The sequence below is a fragment of the Micromonospora chokoriensis genome (assembly GCF_000718555.1).
GTDB lineage: Bacteria > Actinomycetota > Actinomycetes > Mycobacteriales > Micromonosporaceae > Micromonospora > Micromonospora chokoriensis_B.
Window position 1 is genome coordinate 138,918 of sequence record NZ_JOAN01000005.1, and the last position, 17,692, is coordinate 156,609.

General features: G+C 67.9%; 17 protein-coding genes. 13 read left to right on the forward strand and 4 right to left on the reverse strand.

Translation table 11 applies throughout. From position 1 onward, the window contains the following. Positions 1-17: 17 nt before the first annotated feature. Both IF46_RS0109280 and IF46_RS0109285 read right to left on the reverse strand, forming a co-directional pair. A complete protein-coding gene (locus tag IF46_RS0109280; protein WP_030487889.1) occupies positions 18-587 on the reverse strand; it encodes a DJ-1/PfpI family protein in 570 nt (189 codons plus the stop codon). Positions 588-674: 87 nt separating this feature from the next. Next, on the reverse strand, positions 675-1,418 hold the full coding sequence (locus tag IF46_RS0109285; protein WP_030487890.1) for a GntR family transcriptional regulator: 744 nt from the start codon (positions 1,416-1,418) through the stop codon (positions 675-677). Between the two features lie 122 nt (positions 1,419-1,540). Here IF46_RS0109285 and IF46_RS0109290 point away from each other — a divergent pair, with 122 nt between their 5' ends. The 12 genes from IF46_RS0109290 (at position 1,541) to IF46_RS0109350 (ending at position 13,898) form a co-directional block, all read left to right on the forward strand. Beyond that, the gene (locus IF46_RS0109290) at positions 1,541-3,142 is read left to right on the forward strand and encodes a sugar ABC transporter substrate-binding protein (protein WP_232233983.1); all 1,602 of its coding nucleotides are present in this window, start codon (positions 1,541-1,543) and stop codon (positions 3,140-3,142) included. Next, complete coding sequence (locus IF46_RS0109295; protein ID WP_051723786.1) at positions 3,139-4,089, forward strand: carbohydrate ABC transporter permease; 951 nt, start codon at positions 3,139-3,141, stop codon at positions 4,087-4,089. The genes IF46_RS0109290 and IF46_RS0109295 overlap by 4 nt, the downstream gene beginning before the upstream one ends. Continuing rightward, a complete protein-coding gene (locus tag IF46_RS0109300; RefSeq protein ID WP_030487893.1) occupies positions 4,089-5,000 on the forward strand; it encodes a carbohydrate ABC transporter permease in 912 nt (303 codons plus the stop codon). Before IF46_RS0109295 ends, IF46_RS0109300 begins: the two co-directional genes overlap by 1 nt. A 14-nt stretch (positions 5,001-5,014) precedes the next feature. Beyond that, positions 5,015-6,067, forward strand: a complete 1,053-nt coding sequence (locus IF46_RS0109305) for an ABC transporter ATP-binding protein (RefSeq protein ID WP_232233984.1) — start codon at positions 5,015-5,017, stop codon at positions 6,065-6,067. Then, positions 6,067-7,143, forward strand: coding sequence for an ABC transporter ATP-binding protein (locus IF46_RS0109310; RefSeq protein WP_030487895.1), 1,077 nt, complete (start codon positions 6,067-6,069; stop codon positions 7,141-7,143). Before IF46_RS0109305 ends, IF46_RS0109310 begins: the two co-directional genes overlap by 1 nt. A gap of 114 nt (positions 7,144-7,257) precedes the next feature. After that, complete coding sequence (locus IF46_RS0109315) at positions 7,258-8,718, forward strand: NAD-dependent succinate-semialdehyde dehydrogenase (RefSeq protein WP_030487896.1); 1,461 nt, start codon at positions 7,258-7,260, stop codon at positions 8,716-8,718. A gap of 108 nt (positions 8,719-8,826) precedes the next feature. Continuing rightward, complete coding sequence (locus IF46_RS0109325; RefSeq protein WP_030487897.1) at positions 8,827-10,065, forward strand: iron-containing alcohol dehydrogenase; 1,239 nt, start codon at positions 8,827-8,829, stop codon at positions 10,063-10,065. Positions 10,066-10,330: 265 nt separating this feature from the next. Next, a complete protein-coding gene (locus tag IF46_RS0109330) occupies positions 10,331-10,783 on the forward strand; it encodes a hypothetical protein (RefSeq protein ID WP_030487898.1) in 453 nt (150 codons plus the stop codon). Next, entirely contained in the window at positions 10,780-11,400 is a 621-nt protein-coding gene (locus IF46_RS0109335) for a hypothetical protein (RefSeq protein ID WP_030487899.1), read from the forward strand. The genes IF46_RS0109330 and IF46_RS0109335 overlap by 4 nt, the downstream gene beginning before the upstream one ends. A gap of 84 nt (positions 11,401-11,484) precedes the next feature. Next, a complete protein-coding gene (locus tag IF46_RS0109340) occupies positions 11,485-11,994 on the forward strand; it encodes a hypothetical protein (RefSeq protein ID WP_030487900.1) in 510 nt (169 codons plus the stop codon). A 23-nt stretch (positions 11,995-12,017) separates the two neighbouring features. Then, positions 12,018-13,277 carry an MAB_1171c family putative transporter gene (locus IF46_RS0109345; RefSeq protein WP_157562793.1) on the forward strand — a complete coding sequence of 420 codons (1,260 nt, stop codon included), beginning with the start codon at positions 12,018-12,020 and terminating at the stop codon, positions 13,275-13,277. A 99-nt stretch (positions 13,278-13,376) separates the two neighbouring features. Continuing rightward, the gene (locus IF46_RS0109350; RefSeq protein ID WP_332261483.1) at positions 13,377-13,898 is read left to right on the forward strand and encodes a hypothetical protein; all 522 of its coding nucleotides are present in this window, start codon (positions 13,377-13,379) and stop codon (positions 13,896-13,898) included. A gap of 183 nt (positions 13,899-14,081) precedes the next feature. On the opposite strand, the gene IF46_RS34310 is transcribed toward IF46_RS0109350, so the two are convergent. Then, the gene (locus IF46_RS34310) at positions 14,082-14,255 is read right to left on the reverse strand and encodes a hypothetical protein (protein ID WP_157562796.1); all 174 of its coding nucleotides are present in this window, start codon (positions 14,253-14,255) and stop codon (positions 14,082-14,084) included. Between the two features lie 208 nt (positions 14,256-14,463). On the opposite strand from IF46_RS34310, the gene zwf reads away from it, so the two are divergent. Continuing rightward, entirely contained in the window at positions 14,464-15,957 is a 1,494-nt protein-coding gene (gene zwf, locus IF46_RS0109360) for a glucose-6-phosphate dehydrogenase (protein WP_030487903.1), read from the forward strand. A gap of 449 nt (positions 15,958-16,406) precedes the next feature. Here the strand turns inward: zwf and IF46_RS0109365 are convergent, their stop codons facing one another. Then, positions 16,407-17,513, reverse strand: a complete 1,107-nt coding sequence (locus IF46_RS0109365) for a DUF2267 domain-containing protein (RefSeq protein WP_030487904.1) — start codon at positions 17,511-17,513, stop codon at positions 16,407-16,409. Positions 17,514-17,692 lie beyond the last annotated feature (179 nt).

The following is a 17,692-nucleotide window of genomic DNA, read 5'->3' on the forward strand; positions in this document are numbered from 1 at the left end:
GGGCAGGCCAGGTGTGCTCATGCCGATGCGGAGTTCACGGACTTCGCGAAGAGCTCCATCATCGCCCTGCCGAATTGCGGCATGTCGGGCCACCCCCGACAGGAGACGAGGTTGCCGTCCACGACGTCGGGAGCGTCGATGACCGTCGCGCCCGCGTTCTCCATGTCACCGGTGATGGGAGGAAAGCACGCCGTCTTTCGACCCTTCAGGAGCCCGTACACCGCTGGTACCTGCGCGCCGTGGCACACCAGCGCGATGGGGAGGTTGCGCGCGAAGAAGTGCTCGGTGATGCGCCTGACATCGGCGTCGACCCGGATCCACTCGGGGGCACGTCCCCCGGGAATGATGAGGGCGTCATAGCGCTCGACGTCGACCTCGGCCCAGGGCACGTCGACCGGCAGCTTCCGGCCGTTCTTCTCCACGTAGGCGTCGGAGTTGGGGTCGAACTCGTGGATGACCAGTTGCACGTCACGCATCGTCCGTGACGAGACGTCAACGTCCCAGCCACCTTCCTGCACACGGTAGTAGGGGTACATGGTGTCGAGTTCCTCGGCGGCGTCGCCGGTCAGGAGCAGCGCTCTGGGCACCTGCTTCTCCTCGCGTCTGGTGGCGGTGAGGTGGATCCGATCCGATCCGATCCGGTTGCGTTAGCATTCCTCGACCCCGCCCACCCGTCAAGCCTCTACCGCCATTGCGTCCGCATCCGTGACCTCGTCGAACAATCGTCGGAAACGCTCGCCGGACCGCAGGATGTGCCGACGCATCGCGTAGGCCGCGGCGTCAGGGTCACGCGCGGCGATCGCGGCCACGACTTGCTCATGCTCGGCCATGGCGAGGTGAGTGACCTGGGTGTCGTGGTGCAGCCGGAAGAGGTGCACGTGGCTGTGCAGGCGAGCGAGCGTTTCACGGATGACCTGGTTCTCCGCGCTCAGGGCGACGAGATCGTGAAAGGCGGCGTCGCGGAGCCCGAAGGCGCCATAGGCCATGGGCTCGTTGCCCCCCTCCAGCTCCGCCATCTCCTCCAGCATTCGTCGCAGGCCGGCCACCTGCTCCGAGGACGCGCGTTCGGCGGATTTGCGCGCCGCTGCCGGCTCGAGAAGCAGGCGGACCTCGAGCATGTCCTCGAATCGATGGCGGGTGATTTGAGGGGGAATGCGGTAGCCGGCATGGGGCACACGCACAACCAGGCCCTCGGCCTCCATACGGTTCAGAGCGTCTCGGATCGGCGTCTGCGAGACCCCCAGCTCACGCGCCAGGACGTCGATCGTGACGCGGGAGCCCGGCTCGATCCGTAGCGACATGAGCTGGCCGAGCAGCGTGTCGTACACCTCGTCGGCAAGCCGGCCGCCAGCTCTTCCCGCCGGCGTTCCGCCCGCCACGGGCCTACGACCCCGCGCGTTCATCGTTTCGTCCTCCATCGTGACGTGAGGTCCTTTCTTGCGTCTTCGGGAACCTGTTGACATCAGTCACAACGCTGCGGGATGCTGACGCCCCCACTCGATCGTATAGGAAAAGCGTCGGTTGTCCGCCATCCTGCACCATGGCGGAACCGCCCGCCATCGCTCCACTTCGATCCTCTGGAGCTCCCCCGCCGGGGCCGCGGGTCGGCCCCGCGGCAGCCCGGCAGCACGCCTGGACAACTCAGCAACTGATCGGCGAAGCACCTAGCGAGGCCTTAGAAGTCCCGACCCAGAAAGCAGGCACGAAGATGCGGTTTCCGAAGCGAACAGGACGAACATCCGGTCCCGGTCGAAAGGTGCGGCTGGCGACGGCGGCCATGCTGCTGGTGGCCACGAGCGTGACGGCTTGCGGCGATGGCCAGGACGACGGCGAGAAGGCGAGCGCCCCCAAGGCGCCGGCGACCATCCCGGAGCTCAGCAAGGACCCGCTGACCCTCAGCTTCATCTGGTTCGAGTGGCCGCCCGCCAAAGCACTGGAAGCCTTCGCGAACGCGGAGTACAAGAAGGAGCGACCGAACGCGACCATCAAGGTCAACACCGTGCCGAACGCGAACTGGCACGACGCGATGTTCACCCAGTTCGCCGCGCACAAGACCGACTTCGACATCGCGATCCTGGACTCGCAACACATCGGCGAGGCGGTGACGAACGGCAACATCCTCGACATCACCGACTTCGTCAAGAAGAACATCGACGTCACGGCCTACAACCCGTACCTCCTGGCGGCCTACGGCCAGTACCCCCAGGCGGAGACCGGCAAGCGCGACGAAAACGCCAGCCTGTACGGACTGCCGCTGCTCGGCGACACCTGGACGATGATCTACCGCAAGGACCTGATCGGCGACAAGCCCCCGCAGACCTGGGACCAGATGATCTCAGCGGCCGAGAAGTGCCAGGCGGACAACCCTGGCGTCAGCGGGCTGGCTTTCCACCAGGCAAACGGCTCCGACGCCGCGGCGGTCACCTACAACACGGTCAACGGCGTCTACGGCGGCAACCTCTGGGACTCCAAGACGCGCAAGATCGAGGGCGTCCTCAACGACGCTGCGGGCCAGGAGGCGATGGACGTCCTGGTCAACAAGATGAAGCCGCTGACCGCCAAGGGCTCCGGCAACTGGTTCATCGACGAGGTGAACGCGGCGGTCGCCCAGGGCAAGGCATGCATCGCGTTCAACTGGATCGCCGCGAGCGGCGGCCTGCTTGATCCGAAGCAGTCGACGCTCGGCACCACGCGGGAGCAGATTCTCGACAAGCTGGGTTTTGCCACCCTGCCGAGTCAGAAGACGAACCTGGTCCCGCTCGGCGGTATGGGAATGCACGTGTCGGCCTACTCCTCCAAGGCAAACCAGGCCGAGGCCCTGAACTTCATGGAGTGGTTCGAGCGGGCTGACATCCAGAAGAAGTGGGCCGCGGCCGGTGGCGTGCCATCACGTACGGACGCAATCCAGTCGCCCGAGTTCCTCAACGCCGGGCCGTTCAACAAGGTGTACGCCGACTCGGTTCCGCGAATGCGGGACATGTGGAACGTGCCCGAGTACGCGCGCCTGGTCAACATTGAGAACACCAACGTGAACGCGGCCCTCAACGGCGCGAAGAAGCCGAAGGATGCGCTCGACGACATCGCCAAGGAGCAGCAGGGCGTACTCGACTCCGGCAACCGCAAGGGTGGCGGCGGGCTGTGAGTGACTCCGTCCCTCTGACGACCGACCAGCCCGGGCAGGTGGCGTCCGCGACGCCACCTGTGCCGGGCCGGTCCCGCCGGCTGAGCGACCGTGGGCTCGCCGTGGCCTTCATCTCCCCCGCGCTGCTGCTGTTGCTCGCCATGTCGGTGTTCCCGTTGCTGTGGGCGTTGTACCTGTCCTTCACCGACTACTCGGCCACCCGCGGGGGGCCCGCCAATTTCATCGGGTTCGGCAACTACACCGCCATCCTGACGTCTGCGCAGGTCCACACGAGGGCCTTGACGACGTTGATCTACGTGGTCGGCGCGGTCGGCCTGCAGACCGTGCTCGGTTTCGGCATCGCCTACCTGATCTCCCGGCGCACGCACGGGCGAGGAGTGCTTACCACTCTGTTCCTGGTGCCGATGATGCTGTCGCCGGTCGTGGTCGGGCTGTTCTGGCGGTTCATGCTCGACGCGCAGTTCGGCGTGGTCAACAGCATGCTCGGCTCGCTCGGCGTGGGGCAGGTGGAGTGGCTCACCCGGCAACGAACGGCGCTGATCTCCCTGATCGTGGTCGACACCTGGCAGTGGACGCCGTTCATCATGCTCATCGCACTCGCGGGCCTGACCGCGGTTCCCAAGTACCTCTACGAGGCCGCCTCGATCGACCGGGCGTCCGAGTGGTTCCGGTTCCGCACCATCACTCTTCCGCTGGTGTGGCCGCTGCTCCTCATTGCCGTGCTGTTCCGGGCCATCGAGGCATTTCGGCTGTTCGACCTCGTCTACATCCTCACCAACGGAGGCCCGGGCGTCTCCACCGAGACGTTGTCGTTCCACATCTACAAGGTCGCGTTCCTGGGCTTCAACACCGGCACCGCCTCGGCGTACGGGATCCTCATGGTCCTCGTCGTCATCGTCCTCACGCAGCTCTACCTGCGCTACCTGAACAAGCTCAAGGAGGGCTGATGGCCGTCTCCGTCGACGAGGCCGTGTCCACAGGTCCCGCCCGGGATCACACGCCCCCCGCGCGCCGCCTCGGCGGCCGGGGCCGCTCCGTGCTGGAGATCGCGCTGCTGACCCTGCTGGCGGTCGTGATGCTCTTTCCGGTGCTGTGGATGATCGAGACGTCCATCAAGGAAAACCGGGACGTCTACGCCATCCCGGCCAAGTTCTTCGACTTCACGGTCACCCTGGAGCATTACAAGGACGTTTTCGTCGCCCCCGGCGGCGGTCGCTCGGCCTTGTCCGTCGCGTTCCTCAACTCCGTCGTGGTCGCCGGGGTTTCCACGCTGCTGGCCACCGTGCTGGGGGTCCCGGCGGCCTGGGCCTACTCGCGCTTCGCGGTGAAGGCGAAGAAGGACCAACTCTTCTTCATCCTGTCCACCCGCTTCATGCCGCCCGTGGTGGTCGTGGTCCCGATCTTCCTCATGTACCGCCAGGTCGGACTCATCGACTCCAAGCTCGGCCTGATCCTCATCTACGCCGCGTTCAACGTCCCGTTCACGATCTGGATGATGAAGGGGTTCGTCGACGAGGTGCCCGCCGAGTACGAGGATGCCGCCATGCTCGACGGCTACACCCGCTTGCAGGCGTTCCGCCTATTTACCCTTCCCCTGCTCGTGCCCGGCATCGCCGCGACGGCGGTCTTCGCCCTTATCTTCTCCTGGAACGAGTTCGTGTTCGCCACCTTCCTGACCTCCAGCGACGACGTCCGGACGGCCCCACCCGCCATCGCCGGCCTGATCGGCGGCACCACTACGGACTGGGGTCTCGTGGCCGCCGCCTCCGTGGTGTTCGCCCTGCCGGTGCTCGTCTTCGCCTACCTGGTGCGCAAGCACCTCATCGCCGGTGTGACGCTCGGGGCGGTGCGACGCTGATGGCGGGCATCGAGGTGACCGCGCTGCACAAGCGCTACCCGGACGGGACGGTCGCGGTTGAGCACGTGGACCTGTCCATCGGTGACGGCGAGCTGTTCGTCATGCTCGGCCCCTCGGGTTGCGGCAAGACGACCACGCTGCGCGCCATAGCCGGCCTGGAGAGGCAGACGACGGGCGACATCCGCATCGGCGACACGCTGGTCAACGACCTGCCGCCCGCCGAGCGCGACATCGCCATGGTGTTCCAGTTCTACGCTCTCTACCCGCACTTGAAGACCCGCGACAACCTGGCGTTCCCACTGCGGGCCGAGGGACTGCCCAAGTCGGAGGTGCAGGAGCGGGTCGCCGAGGCCGCCCGGCTGATGCGGCTTGGGCCGCTCCTGGACCGGCGACCGCGGCAACTGTCCGGCGGGGAGCAGCAGCGCGTCGCGCTTGCGCGCGCCCTGGTGCGACGACCACGCGCATTCCTCATGGACGAACCTCTCACCAATCTGGACGCGGAGCTGAGGGCGGACATGCGCACGGAGATCAAGCACCTGCAGGGGGAACTGGGGGCGACGATGGTCTACGTCACCCACGACCAGGTCGAGGCGATGTCGCTCGGTCACCGAATCGCCATCCTCAACAAGGGCCGCGTCGAACAGATCGGCACGCCGCTGGAGGTCTACGACCGTCCGGCGAGTCTCTTCTGCGCCGCATTCATCGGCTCCCCGCCGATGAACCTGATTGAGGTGGAGGTCGCCGACGGGAAGCTGCGCAGTCAGGGCGGCCTGGCCCTCACGCCGCCGCCCGGCCTGCCGCGCGACCGTCGCCTGGTCGCAGGCGTCCGGCCGGAGGCGCTGGAAGTCACCGAACCGGGGGCGGAACGGTCGGTCCCGGCCCGCGTGGTCTCGGCGGAGTGGCTGGGCGACGAAATCATCTACGTGGTTGACCACAGCGGCCAGCGCGACGTACGGGTTCGGATGCCACCGACTGTCCGTTTCGCCGCTGACGCACCGGTCGGGCTACGGCACACCGGCGGGACCCCGGCGGTCTACGACGTGAGCACGGAAGAGCTGGTGGCCTGATGGGAACCGTAGCAGCGCACGGGCTGTGCAAGTCCTTCGGAAAAGTCCAGGCCCTGGACGGCGTGACGCTGGACGTGCCGGACGGCTCGTTCTTCGTCGTGCTCGGGCCCTCCGGGGCAGGCAAGACGACGACCCTGCGAGCGATCGCCGGCCTTGAGAAGCTTGACGCCGGGTCGGTGCATCTGGACGGCAGGGACGCGACCGGTGACACCCCGGCCGCACGCGACCTGGCCATGGTCTTCCAGAGCTACGCCCTCTACCCCCGACACACGGTGTACGAGAACATCGCGTCGCCGCTGCGGGCACGCCGGTGTTCGTCGAGCGAGATCGCCACTGCCGTCGAGCAGATGTCGAGCCTGCTGCACATCGAACGTCTGCTGCAGCGTCGTCCCGCGCAGTTGTCCGGCGGTGAGATGCAGCGGGTCGCCCTGGCCCGGGCGTTGGTCCGTCGCCCACGCGCGTTTCTCATGGACGAGCCGCTGACGAACCTCGACCTCAAGCTCCGCGTCGAGATGCGCACCGAGCTCACCCGCATCCACCGGAGCCTCGGAGCCACCTTCGTCTACGTGACCAACGACCAGGTCGAGGCCCTGTCCATGGCCGACCAGGTCGCGGTCCTCAAGGAGGGGAAAGTGCAACAGGTCGGAACGCCGACCGAGGTGTACGAGCGTCCCGCCAACAAGTGGGTCGCCGGATTCGTCGGGAGCCCGCCGATCAGCCTGCTCGCCTGCCGCGCCGAGGGAGATCGTCTGGTCGGCGCCGACGGTTGGACGCTGCCGCGGCCCCGCTGGACCACGGCTGAGGACGGTCGTGCGCTGCTGCTGGGCCTGCGCGCGGAGGACCTGTCCGTCGAGCAACGTGGAAACGCGTCGTTGTCCGGGGAGCTCTACGGGCTTGAGCCGCTCGGTGACCGAACGGTGGTCGACGTCCGAGTGGGGACGGAGATCCTCAAGGTCAAGGCACGACCCACCGTCACCGGTACGCCGGGCGAGCGGCTGCTTGTCACGGTCGACCTGGACCGCGTGCACCTGTTCGATGCGGGCACCGGGCTGTCGCTGTCCGAGGCCGGGCGGTAACCGCGCCGGGCGGCGACGGCACCATACGCCCGCACGTGGCAATCGAGCCTTGGCGGACCGTCACCGGTAAGCACGGCCTGACGACGCTGAAAGAAGATCGCAGGAGGCGACGCAATGAGTGACCCGATGAACGTCCTGCCCCCCGAGCATCGGCGGCTCCGGATCGGCGACGCCTGGCGCGACGCCGCAAGCGGAGCCACCTTTGCCGTCGAGGACCCGGCCACCGGCAAGACCATCGCCGAGGTGGCGGACGCCGACGTCGTTGACGGGCTCGCCGCTCTGGACGCGGCGAGCACCGCTGCGGCGCAGTGGGCGGCGACCCCGCCGCGCAAACGGTCGGAGTTGTTGACCGCGACGTACCGGGCCCTGACCGATCGGTCCGAGGAGATCGCCCGGCTGATCACGCTCGAGATGGGCAAGCCGCTGGCCGAGGCTCGGGGCGAGGTGGCCTACGGCGCCGAGTTCTTCCGGTGGTTCGCCGAGGAGGCGGTACGCGTCGAGGGGCGCTACAGCGCCGCTCCCGCAGGCGGATACCGCATCCTCACCGTGCCGAAGCCGGTCGGACCGTGCGTCTTCGTGACGCCCTGGAACTTTCCGTTGGCCATGGGCGCCCGCAAGATCGCCCCCGCGCTGGCCGCGGGCTGCACGACGATCACCAAGCCGGCAGGCCAGACGCCGCTCACCATGCTGTTGCTGGCGCGCATCATGGAGGAGGTCGGCGTTCCCCCGGGCGTCGTCAACGTGGTGACCACCAAGCGTTCCGGCGCGGTGGTCTCCGCTCTGCTGGCCGACGCTCGGACCCGCAAGCTGTCGTTCACCGGGTCGACTGAGGTCGGGCGGGTGCTGCTGCGACAGGCCGCGGACAACGTGCTGCGTACCTCGATGGAGTTGGGCGGCAACGCGGCCTTGATCGTGTGTGCCGACGCTGACCTGGACGTCGCGGTCGACGGCGCCATGGTGGCCAAGATGCGCAACATCGGGGAGTCCTGCATCGCGGCCAACCGGATCTACGTCGAGGAGCCGGTGCGCGAGGAGTTCACGGCGCGCTTCGCCGAGCGGATGGGGGCACTTTCGGTGGGCCATGGTCTCGACGACGGCGTGCACGTCGGGGCGCTGATCGACGAAGCCTCGGTCACCAAGATCGACGAGCTCGTCGCCGACGCGGTCGATCGCGGCGCCCGGGTCCTGGTGGGCGGCGAGCGTCCGGATGGGCCGGGCCACTTCTACCCGCCGACGGTCCTCGTCGACGTGCCCGAAGACGCGCGGATGCTGCAGGCGGAGATCTTCGGCCCGGTCGCGCCGATCATCTCGTTCACCTCCGACGACGAGGTGATGGCGAAGGCCAACGACACCGAGTACGGCCTGGTCGGATACATCTTCACCCGTGACCTCCAGCGGGCGCTCCGGTTCACCGAGGGGCTGGATACGGGGATGATCGGCATCAACCGTGGTCTGATCTCGGACCCGTCAGCCCCGTTCGGAGGCGTGAAGCAGTCCGGGATCGGCAAGGAAGGGTCGCACGAGGGCATCCTCGAATACCTCGACGTCACCTACGCGGCGATCGACCTACCGTGACCGGCCTGCTGTTCCGGGCGGCCAACCTTGCCGACGCCGTCCCGGTCTCACAGGTGACCTGGACGTCCGCCCCGCACATCGCCGCCGACGTTTCGGAGAGGCACTGACATGCTTGAGACCGTTCGCGGACCACGCCAGCTGATCGTGGGCGAAGGGGTCGCGCAGAACATCCCACGAGTGGTGGCCGAGAGTGGCTCGCGAGTCCTCATCGTGACTGACCAGGTTCTGCTGGGGCAGCCGGGCGTGGCCGAGATCGTGGCCGCCGTACGGGAGAAGGTCGAGGTCGTCGCGGTGTTCTCCGACGCGACTTCCGACGTGCCACTCACCGACGTCGCCCTGGCCGTCTCGGTCGCCGCCGAGGTGGACGCCGACGTGATCCTCGCGATCGGCGGCGGCACGGTCATCGACCTCGCCAAAATCGTCGGCGTCATCCGGCGCCACGGTGGGACGCCACGCGACTACTACGGCGAGTCGAAGGTGCCGGGGCCGACGATTCCTCTCGTCGCGGTCCCAACGACGTCAGGCACTGGCTCCGAGCTCACACCCGTCTCGGTGTTGACGGACCCGGACCGCGAGCTGAAGGTGGGGGTTTCCAGCGTCCACATCGTGCCCGACTTCGCCATCGTCGACCCCGAACTCACCTACACCTGCCCTGCGACCGTCACCGCCCACTCCGGCATCGACGCGTTCTGTCACGCCGTGGAGAGCTACACCGCACGACCTCGGCCCCACGGACCGCGTGACCCGGTGGAGCAGGTGTTCCTCGGCCGCAACGCGATCACCGACCACTACGCGCTCCTGGCCGCGGAGCGGATCGCCCGTAGCTTGCGTCGTGCGGTCAGGGACGGAGGCGACACCGACGCGCGCGCGGACATGTCCTATGGGTCCATGCTCGCCGGGCTCGCCTTTTCCCACGCGGGCAACGCGGCGCCGCACGCTCTCCAGTACCCCATCGGCGCAGCCACGCACACGCCGCACGGCCTGGGCGTCGGGCTGCTACTGCCCTACGCGCTGGACGCGGCCAGGGATGCCATCGGCGACCGGTTGGCCATCCTCGCCGGAGTGTGCGGGCTCGACGTGACCGACGCCTCGGATGCCGAGGCCGCAGACACGTTCCTCACCTGGCTCGACGGGCTCCTTGCCGACATCGGCATCCCGCCCACCTTGGCGGACATCGGCGTGGCACGCGCCGACCTCCCGCGTTTCGCGGAGATGGCCAGTGGCGTCACCCGCCTGATCCAGAACCATCCGGGCCCGACCGACACCGCAAGCCTGACCGCGATCCTCGAAGCAGCCTGGACCGGGGACCGGACCCGACACGTCCCGACTCCGAGCAGAGCGGGATAGCCCAGCGAGGTGGAGAGATTGCTCCGGGGCCGCCGCCAGCGTCACCTCGCGGCACCACTCTCCCACGTCCCAGTGATGACCGCCCCGCTCAGGCCACGCGCAGGCAGATAGAACTCTGGCAGCGGGCGATGACACTTCGTCCCCCGTGGCCACGCCCGCTGCCAGAGGCTCGTAATGTTACGCATACACCGCACAGCCATGTCAACGCTTGATTCCAGCGAGAGCCATCGTGTAAATCTTGTATTCCATATTGCAGGGAGTCCCGATGGTCGCGGCCGACGATTCAGCTGGCGAGACGTTCGCCGAACGGCTCGACTGGCTATTTCTCCACGTCACGGACCCCGCGGGCAAGCCCTACAGCGTCCGCCACGTCGCGAACGAATTGACGCGGCGAGGTTGCAAGATCTCCCACACCCACCTGAGCAACCTCCGGCAGGGCCGATCCCCCGACCCACGGCGTTCGGTCGTCGACGCCATCGCCACCTTCTTCGGGCAGCCGCCCGCCTTCTTCGCAGAGACCTCAGAGGATCAACATGAGCACCGGCTCGCCCAGGCTCTGACCGATCCACACATCAAGCAGGTCGCCATGCGTCTGATAGACGCCCGGCTCTCACCTGAGGGTCATGCGGCAGTTGCCGCCATGATCGAGCAAGTGCAGCGACTGGAGGCCGCCGCCCGCGGCCGGCTGGAGAGCGCCGAGCGGCAGCGTCGCTCATGACCGACATCCCCGAACGATCACGCCGTCGACCGCCGGTCACCGCCGGCTGCGTACGGCTACAGAGCTGGTGGTCGTACGACGACCGGACCACCGCGTGGAACGAACAGCAGATTCGCCGATGCGACGAGATCCTGCACAGTCTTGCCGTGCCAGCACCCTTCACGGTGGGCGACTTCTGCGCACAACTGCAACGGGCCCGAGGCCGACCGCTGGTGGTGACGGCTGTCCGGACGCGCCGGGCAGACACTCGCGCCATGTGGTGTCGCGGCGCGACGACGGACCACATCCTGATTGGATCGACTCTTCCCCGCCCCTACCGGGACCATCTCGTCCTGCACGGCATCGGCCACATGGTCTTCGACCACGTCGGCAGTCCGGCCGTCGGCCGCAATTTCGACAACGTGCTCCAGGCAGCCGAGATGGCCGGCCTGCGACCGAATCTGAAGCGTGTCGTCTACACGCATCGCGAGGAACGCCAGGCCGAGGTGTTCGCCACCCGGGTGCTGCAACTGACCGACGGGTGGGTAGCACCGACACCGCCTTCAGGAACCCACACCCTGCTGCGGGAACAGCTCTCCTCCGTTCTCGAGTACCACCCCGGCAGGGCAGTGCGGTGAGGCCGCGGAGAGCTCACCAAGGGACCAGACCGTGCCGGAGCCCGATGAACAGAGAACTCGATGCGACGTCATACCGATAGCAGTGTGAGCCACCTGCGACAGCAGGCATCGCAGCTCCTCTCCGCACTCAAGCTGCCCTCGACCTTCACCTTCGCCCAACTACACGATCGGATCGAGCATCGCCGTGGACGGCAGGTCCACCTCCTCCCACGGCATCTGCCAGCCCTTGCCCCCCACGGGCTCTGGGTAGCCGGCGAGCTCGCTGACTACGTCTTCTACGACGCCAATGCCAGCAAGGTGCGGCAGAGCCTCATCATCGGCCACGAATACGGGCACATGATGTTCGACGATGTCGCCATGCCAAATGATCTCGAGTGCCTCGCGGCCATGCTCATGCCGTCGGTGGATCCGTCCGTACCCGAGATTGCGCTGGCGCGTCTCGGGTACGACGAGCCGATCGAGCGCCGGGCGGAGGTCTTCGGAACGGTCGCCGTCCAACGCGCCGAATCATGGTCCGCGATCCCGACCTCCGCGCCGGCTGATCCTCGAGTCTCCGCCAGACTGGTGGCGACGCTGGAAGGCCGGGAGGCCTGATGGTAAGCCTCGCTCGCGGCACCATGATCGCCGTAACGCTCATCTGCTGGGGTCTGAGCCTCTACAAGTTGCGCGACCTGGCGCGGGACCGAGGCAACCGCCCACTGCGCGCACTCTGCCTTGCCCTGATCGCGATCACCATCTCGATGACCCTTCAGCCGCTCATGCCAAAGATCGACCAGCTCGTCGGGATTCCGGACGTCACCCGCCTGACGTCCAACTGCCTCTCACTGGTGTGTGCCACCGCGGCGCAAGCATTCCTGCTCTACATGACCAGTAGTGACGTCAGCACCCGGCGGCGGGTACGGCGGCAGAGCATCGCTCTGGCGCTCACCATCACTGTCATGATCATTATGTTTGTCGCGACACCCTCGGACGTCAGTCTCTCCGATCCGCGCGTTCGCACCGGCGAGTACTACGGCGAGCCCTTCCACGCGCCATTCCTCTTCGTATACCTGGCCTACCTGGGCTGGTCACTGACGCAGGTAGTGGTCTTGGCGAACCGCTACGCCGGCATCGCCCATCGACCGCTGCTGCGCTTCGGCCTCCGAATGATCACGGTTGGCTCGCTGTGGGGGCTCGCGTACGTGGCCGCCAAACTCGTGGCCGTTGGCGTGGGAAACAGGTCCCCACGCTGGGCCCTGATCACCGACGCGGTGGTGGTACTGACGTTCAGCACGTCGATCCTGCTGGTCCTGATCGGGTCCACGATTCCGTCCTGGGGTCCGCGCGTCGGCCTGGACCGGCTGTGGGTAGGGGCGGCGGCGTTCCGGGACTACTACCGGCTGTACCCGTTGTGGACGCGGATCCATGCCGTGCTGCCGGAGATCGCGCTGCTTCCACCGCCATCCGGCGTCCGTGGCGTCGTGTCGATCGCCCGGGACGCTTCCCTGCGACGGGTCAGGATCACCGTGGAGATCCTGGACGGCTACGCCACTCTGCGGCCGTGGATGTCGCCCGCAGTCGCCGCGCAGGCGCAAGACGCTGCCCAGGAAGGCGGCCTCCTCGGCGAGCAGCAGACCGCCATGGTGGAAGCAGTCGTCATCGGTGCGGCACTGGCAGCCCGGCTCGATGGCGCACCTCCCTCCAGCGAGGCCACCGAAGCCCCCGCCCTACCGCTGGGCCCGCCCCGGGATTCGGCCGCCGGTGACCTCGGCGCCGCCGACCAGGTGACATGGCTTGCCCAGGTAGCCCGAGCGATCGAATCCCCCCTGGCCCGGATAATCATCACGCGCGCCACATCCGAAGCGCTGTCGATAGCCCCGCAGTCCTCCGAGAGGTAGAACGTCATTTCGCCCGCACTCGTTGACCTGCCTGCCAACAGCACCTCCCGAGTGGCACGGGTCGTCACCGAAGCATGTGCCCCGGCCGTCTTCGCGGCGATGATGCCGCTGATCATCGCCCTGGACAGCACCGCCCCCGCCGTAGTGACCGGCCTCGGCTGGGCACTGCTCGCCATCCTGTTCTGCTCCGTCATCCCGTACGCCGTCATCTGGGTCGGAGTGCGGCGGGGGCGACTCACCGACCACCACATCGGCGTACGCGAGCAACGCCGTTGGCCTCTGGTCTACGGACTACTGTCCGTCGTTGTCGGTCTCTCCGCGCTCATATTCGCCGGCGCGCCTCGGCCGCTCATCGCCATGGTCGTGGTGATGTTCGCCGTGCTGCTCATCGTCACCGCGATCAACCAGGTGTGGAAGCTCAGCGCCCACGCCGCAGTCGCCGGCGGGTCGATGTCCGTACTTATCATCGTGTTCGGGCCGGCGCTCATCCCATCGCTGGCGATCGTCGCCCTGGTGGGTTGGTCCCGCGTGCGGCTGGGCGATCACACGATCGGCCAGGTTGTCGCGGGCGCTCTGGCGGGCATCCTCGTCGCTGTGCCGACATTTCTCCTCCTCGCCTGAATCGACGTGGTCAGCGGATCATCGGCACTTGGGCCCTGCCGCCACGCGCGCGGGGGCGTCAGCGGGCGAAAAACGGCTGTATCGGCGGTGCGCACCATCTCGACACGATTGGCTGAGCCGCGGGTCCGGGGACCCGAGAGGCGCCACGGTTGTCAAGAAGGCTCAGATCGTGCGGGCCAACCGCTACGAGACCAGCTTCAGGATGCCCCCGCTGCGGTGGATCTGCTGTTCCCGCGCGGTGTCCAGCCGACGCCCCGCGTGCGGCGGACTCGGCTTCGGCCCCCGCGTACCCTGACGGTCCCCGGCGCCGCCGTCGGCGAGCCCGTTGACCTCCGCGGGCTGCCTGGCCACGATCATTCGTACCACCACTTCGTACGCCGATAGACCGCACCGAATCGCTACCGAGTCACCTACCCGTCAGCCCGGCATGCGACGCTCAAGGGCCGCGACCAACGGGCCACGCCGTGTGGCCCCCGGACACTACCGCCAAAGCCCGCACAATTCCTGGCATGACAGCACGGCACCCCCCAACCCCACACCCCTTGGGCCCGGAGGAACGCAGACTATGGACCACGCATCTCAGCTCATTCAGGAGCGGAGTGCCCCGCCGGCCACGCTGGTGATCTTCGGTGCCTCCGGTGACCTGACCCGGCGTAAGCTGCTGCCCGCAATCGAGAGCCTGGCTCGGCACGAGCGACTCCCGGACCAGTTCGCGCTGGTCGGCGTCGCGCGCACGTCGATGACCGACGAGCAGTTCGCCGAGAGCGTCCTCGGCGAACGCACCCTCGCCAGCAAGCGCCAGCTCCAGGGCGGCGTGCGGTACGTGGCAGGCGGCTACGACGACCCGGAGACGTACAAGCGGCTCGTGGAGACCCTCGACGAGCTGGACGCACAGCGGGGCACGTCCGGCAACCGGCTCTTCTACCTGTCCACCCCGGCCGGGGCCTTCGAGCCGGTGATCAACGGACTGGCCGGTGTCGGGCTCAACAAGCCACGCGAGGGCTCCTTCTCCCGCCTGGTCATCGAGAAGCCGTACGGTCGCGACCTGGTCACCGCCCGCGAGCTCGACGGCGTCGTGCACAGCGCGTTCGACGAGCACCAGGTCTTTCGTATCGATCACTATCTGGGCAAGGACACCGTCCAGAACGTGCTGGCGCTGCGCTTCGCGAACTCGATCTTCCAGCCCATCTGGGATCGCTCCTGGGTCGACCACGTGCAGATCACCGTCGCCGAGACCCTCGGCGTCGGCAGCCGCGGCGGCTTCTACGAGGACGCCGGCGCGATGCGGGACATCGTGCAGAACCACGTGCTGCAGGTACTCGCGCTGGCACTGATGGAGCCACCGGCCTCATTCGAGGCTGAGGGCCTGCGCAACGAGAAGGTGAAGCTGCTGCAGGCGATCCGGCTCCCCACCGACCGGGACATCGCCGAGGCCGCGGTCCGGGGACAGTACACCCGGGGCGGCACCCGCGAGGAGCTGATGGCCGGCTACCGCGAGGAGGCCGGCGTCGACCCTCTGTCGCGGACCGAGACCTACGCCGCGATGCGGCTCAACGTGGACAACTGGCGCTGGGCCGGGGTGCCGTTCTACGTACGCACCGGCAAGCGCCTGCCGGCCCGGCTCACCGAGGTGGCACTGCAATTCCAGCGGCCGCCGCACCTGCCGATCCCGACCGACCAGCTCACCGGCCTCGATGCTGACGCGCTGATCCTGCGCATCCAGCCGAACGAGGGCATCTCGCTGCGCTTCGGTGCCAAGGTGCCGGGCCACTCCTTCCGGGTCCGCACCGCCACGATGGAGTTCTCCTACGACCAGACGTTCGTCGAGGAGTCCCCGGAGGCGTACGAGCGCCTGCTCCTGGACGCGCTGATCGGTGACGCGTCGCTGTTCATCCGCAGCGACGAGGTGCAGCAGTGCTGGCGGATCGTCGACCCGATCATCGACAACTGGGAGAAAGACAAATCGCCGATCCCCACCTACGAGGCCGCCTCCTGGGGCCCGACCGACGCCGACCGGCTCATCGGCCGACACGGCCGCAAGTGGCGCAACTCGGCGTGACCCCGCCACAACGAGTGTGACCGCGCTGCTGAGCCCGATCGCTTGGTCTCACCATCGACTCGCAGCGCGGTCCTCTCAGTGAGCGGGTCGATGGCCGGCCGTCCTGGGTAGGGCAGTGCTTCAGGAGCCCGAGCCGGTCACCTGTCGACGTCTGTGCGCTCTGCGGCGAGGCCAGCGCTGGGGGCCTGAGTCGGCAGACCGCCTATGGCCGCAGCCGGCGGCCGCGCGGCACGCTCGGGGAGCAGATCGGCGGCGGACAAGGGGCCGAATACCGAAGTGGCCCCGTTCATGATGCGGCATCAGCCTCGACAGAGGGGCGGCGAGAGCGGGCCCGCACGTGAGCGCGTTCGCCCTGCAGGCCGAGCAGGGCCAGCATCTCGGTCGGCCCGGGGTCAGCATCGACGCCCGCGGTGCCGGGGCATGCGCCCATTACCCCAGCCGGTGAAACCTCACGTCCGCTCGTCCCGCCAGCCGCCGGGCTCGGGATGATAGCCGTAGGCGGCGGCCCGGACCGTTTCCTCGTTTTCCAGCCCTGAGCCGATCGCGCCGCCGACGGTGGCCAGCGAGCTGGTGATCCAGGCGAGCGTCAGATAGTCGGTGAAATCGACCGGCCGCTGCAGCGCCTGCTCCAACACGGATGTGTCGATCAGCAGCGACCCGACCAGCACCGTTCCGGTGAACAGCACCAGGTAGGAAACCGCCGTCGTCAGAGCGAGGGTGAGGATCGTGCCCAGGTTGAACAGCCGGGCCAGCTCGGCCGGTGTCTCGCGGTCTGGTGTCTCCCACAGGTCGTGCACGACGATCAGCCAGGCCACCAACGCGGTCAGCCCAAGTAGCATGATCACGGCGAGCCGGAGTCCTCCGAGCGCATCGCCCATCTGCCAGATGGTGTCCGTGGTGAGCGCGAACGCGGCCGTGCCGAACGCGCCGACCAGCAGCTTGGACAATCCCAGCAGAGCGCGCCCTGGGCGGTTGGCTCGGACCATTCCGGCCAACAGCCGCACCCGGCCGATCAGACCCGAGGCGACGTAGCTCAGTTCCCCGCCGTCGGTATCGCCGACCACCTTGTGGATGGCGGTAACCCGGCGTGTCATCTCGGTCGGGGCCCGGCCGGTCGGCGGCACCCGCTTGTCGAAAGCGTCGGTCAGTAGTTGGCTCACCAGATCCGGAACGGCGGCGCGGGCCGCTCGCAGCTGGTGCAGACCCAGCGCGGGCAGGGACACCATCGCAACCCGCCGCCGGGCGGAGGTCTGCGCGACCAGCGGCATACGCGCGGCGTGCAGCGGCAGGTCGGTCAGGCAGACAGCGAAGTCCCACTGGTCGTCGATGCGCCGTTGAGCAAGATCGTCGAGCAGGGCATCAACGCCCCCATCGCGGCGCGGCGCCACCTCGCCCCAGCCTTCCCGGACGGTCCACCGCACGTCCGCGTCCACCCGGTCGGCGAGCCGGTCGGCCAGCTCGGCGGTAAGCCGGGCGGCCACCCGGGCCGGGTGGTCCGGCGGGGTCGCCACCAGCCCGACCACGATCTCCGGGCGCTGCTGCTCACTGTGGGGCACCGGTGTTCCTCACCGGCCACCTGACACGTCGCCGTCGGCGGTCATCGTGCTCTCCTCTCGCCGGGGCGCATCCGGTGGTAGATGCTCTCGTGGTTCAGCCTGTTCGGTGGCGTCCACACGCTGGCCGGCCCCGTGAAGAGTCCGCTCATCGCGTGGGTCCACGCCCTTCTGGCGTTCAC

Excerpts from the sequence above, each read along its gene's own strand:
- IF46_RS34310 (WP_157562796.1), bottom strand. The coding sequence starts at position 14,255 with ATGATCGTGGCCAGGCAGCCCGCGGAGGTCAACGGGCTCGCCGACGGC.
- IF46_RS0109290 (WP_232233983.1), top strand. The coding sequence starts at position 1,541 with ATGGCGGAACCGCCCGCCATCGCTCCACTTCGATCCTCTGGAGCTCCC.
- IF46_RS0109325 (WP_030487897.1), top strand. The coding sequence starts at position 8,827 with ATGCTTGAGACCGTTCGCGGACCACGCCAGCTGATCGTGGGCGAAGGG.
- IF46_RS0109300 (WP_030487893.1), top strand. The coding sequence starts at position 4,089 with ATGGCCGTCTCCGTCGACGAGGCCGTGTCCACAGGTCCCGCCCGGGAT.
- IF46_RS0109315 (WP_030487896.1), top strand. The coding sequence starts at position 7,258 with ATGAGTGACCCGATGAACGTCCTGCCCCCCGAGCATCGGCGGCTCCGG.
- IF46_RS0109330 (WP_030487898.1), top strand. The coding sequence starts at position 10,331 with ATGGTCGCGGCCGACGATTCAGCTGGCGAGACGTTCGCCGAACGGCTC.
- zwf (WP_030487903.1), top strand. The coding sequence starts at position 14,464 with ATGGACCACGCATCTCAGCTCATTCAGGAGCGGAGTGCCCCGCCGGCC.
- IF46_RS0109285 (WP_030487890.1), bottom strand. The coding sequence starts at position 1,418 with ATGGAGGACGAAACGATGAACGCGCGGGGTCGTAGGCCCGTGGCGGGC.
- IF46_RS0109310 (WP_030487895.1), top strand. The coding sequence starts at position 6,067 with ATGGGAACCGTAGCAGCGCACGGGCTGTGCAAGTCCTTCGGAAAAGTC.
- IF46_RS0109335 (WP_030487899.1), top strand. The coding sequence starts at position 10,780 with ATGACCGACATCCCCGAACGATCACGCCGTCGACCGCCGGTCACCGCC.
- IF46_RS0109350 (WP_332261483.1), top strand. The coding sequence starts at position 13,377 with ATGATGCCGCTGATCATCGCCCTGGACAGCACCGCCCCCGCCGTAGTG.
- IF46_RS0109345 (WP_157562793.1), top strand. The coding sequence starts at position 12,018 with ATGATCGCCGTAACGCTCATCTGCTGGGGTCTGAGCCTCTACAAGTTG.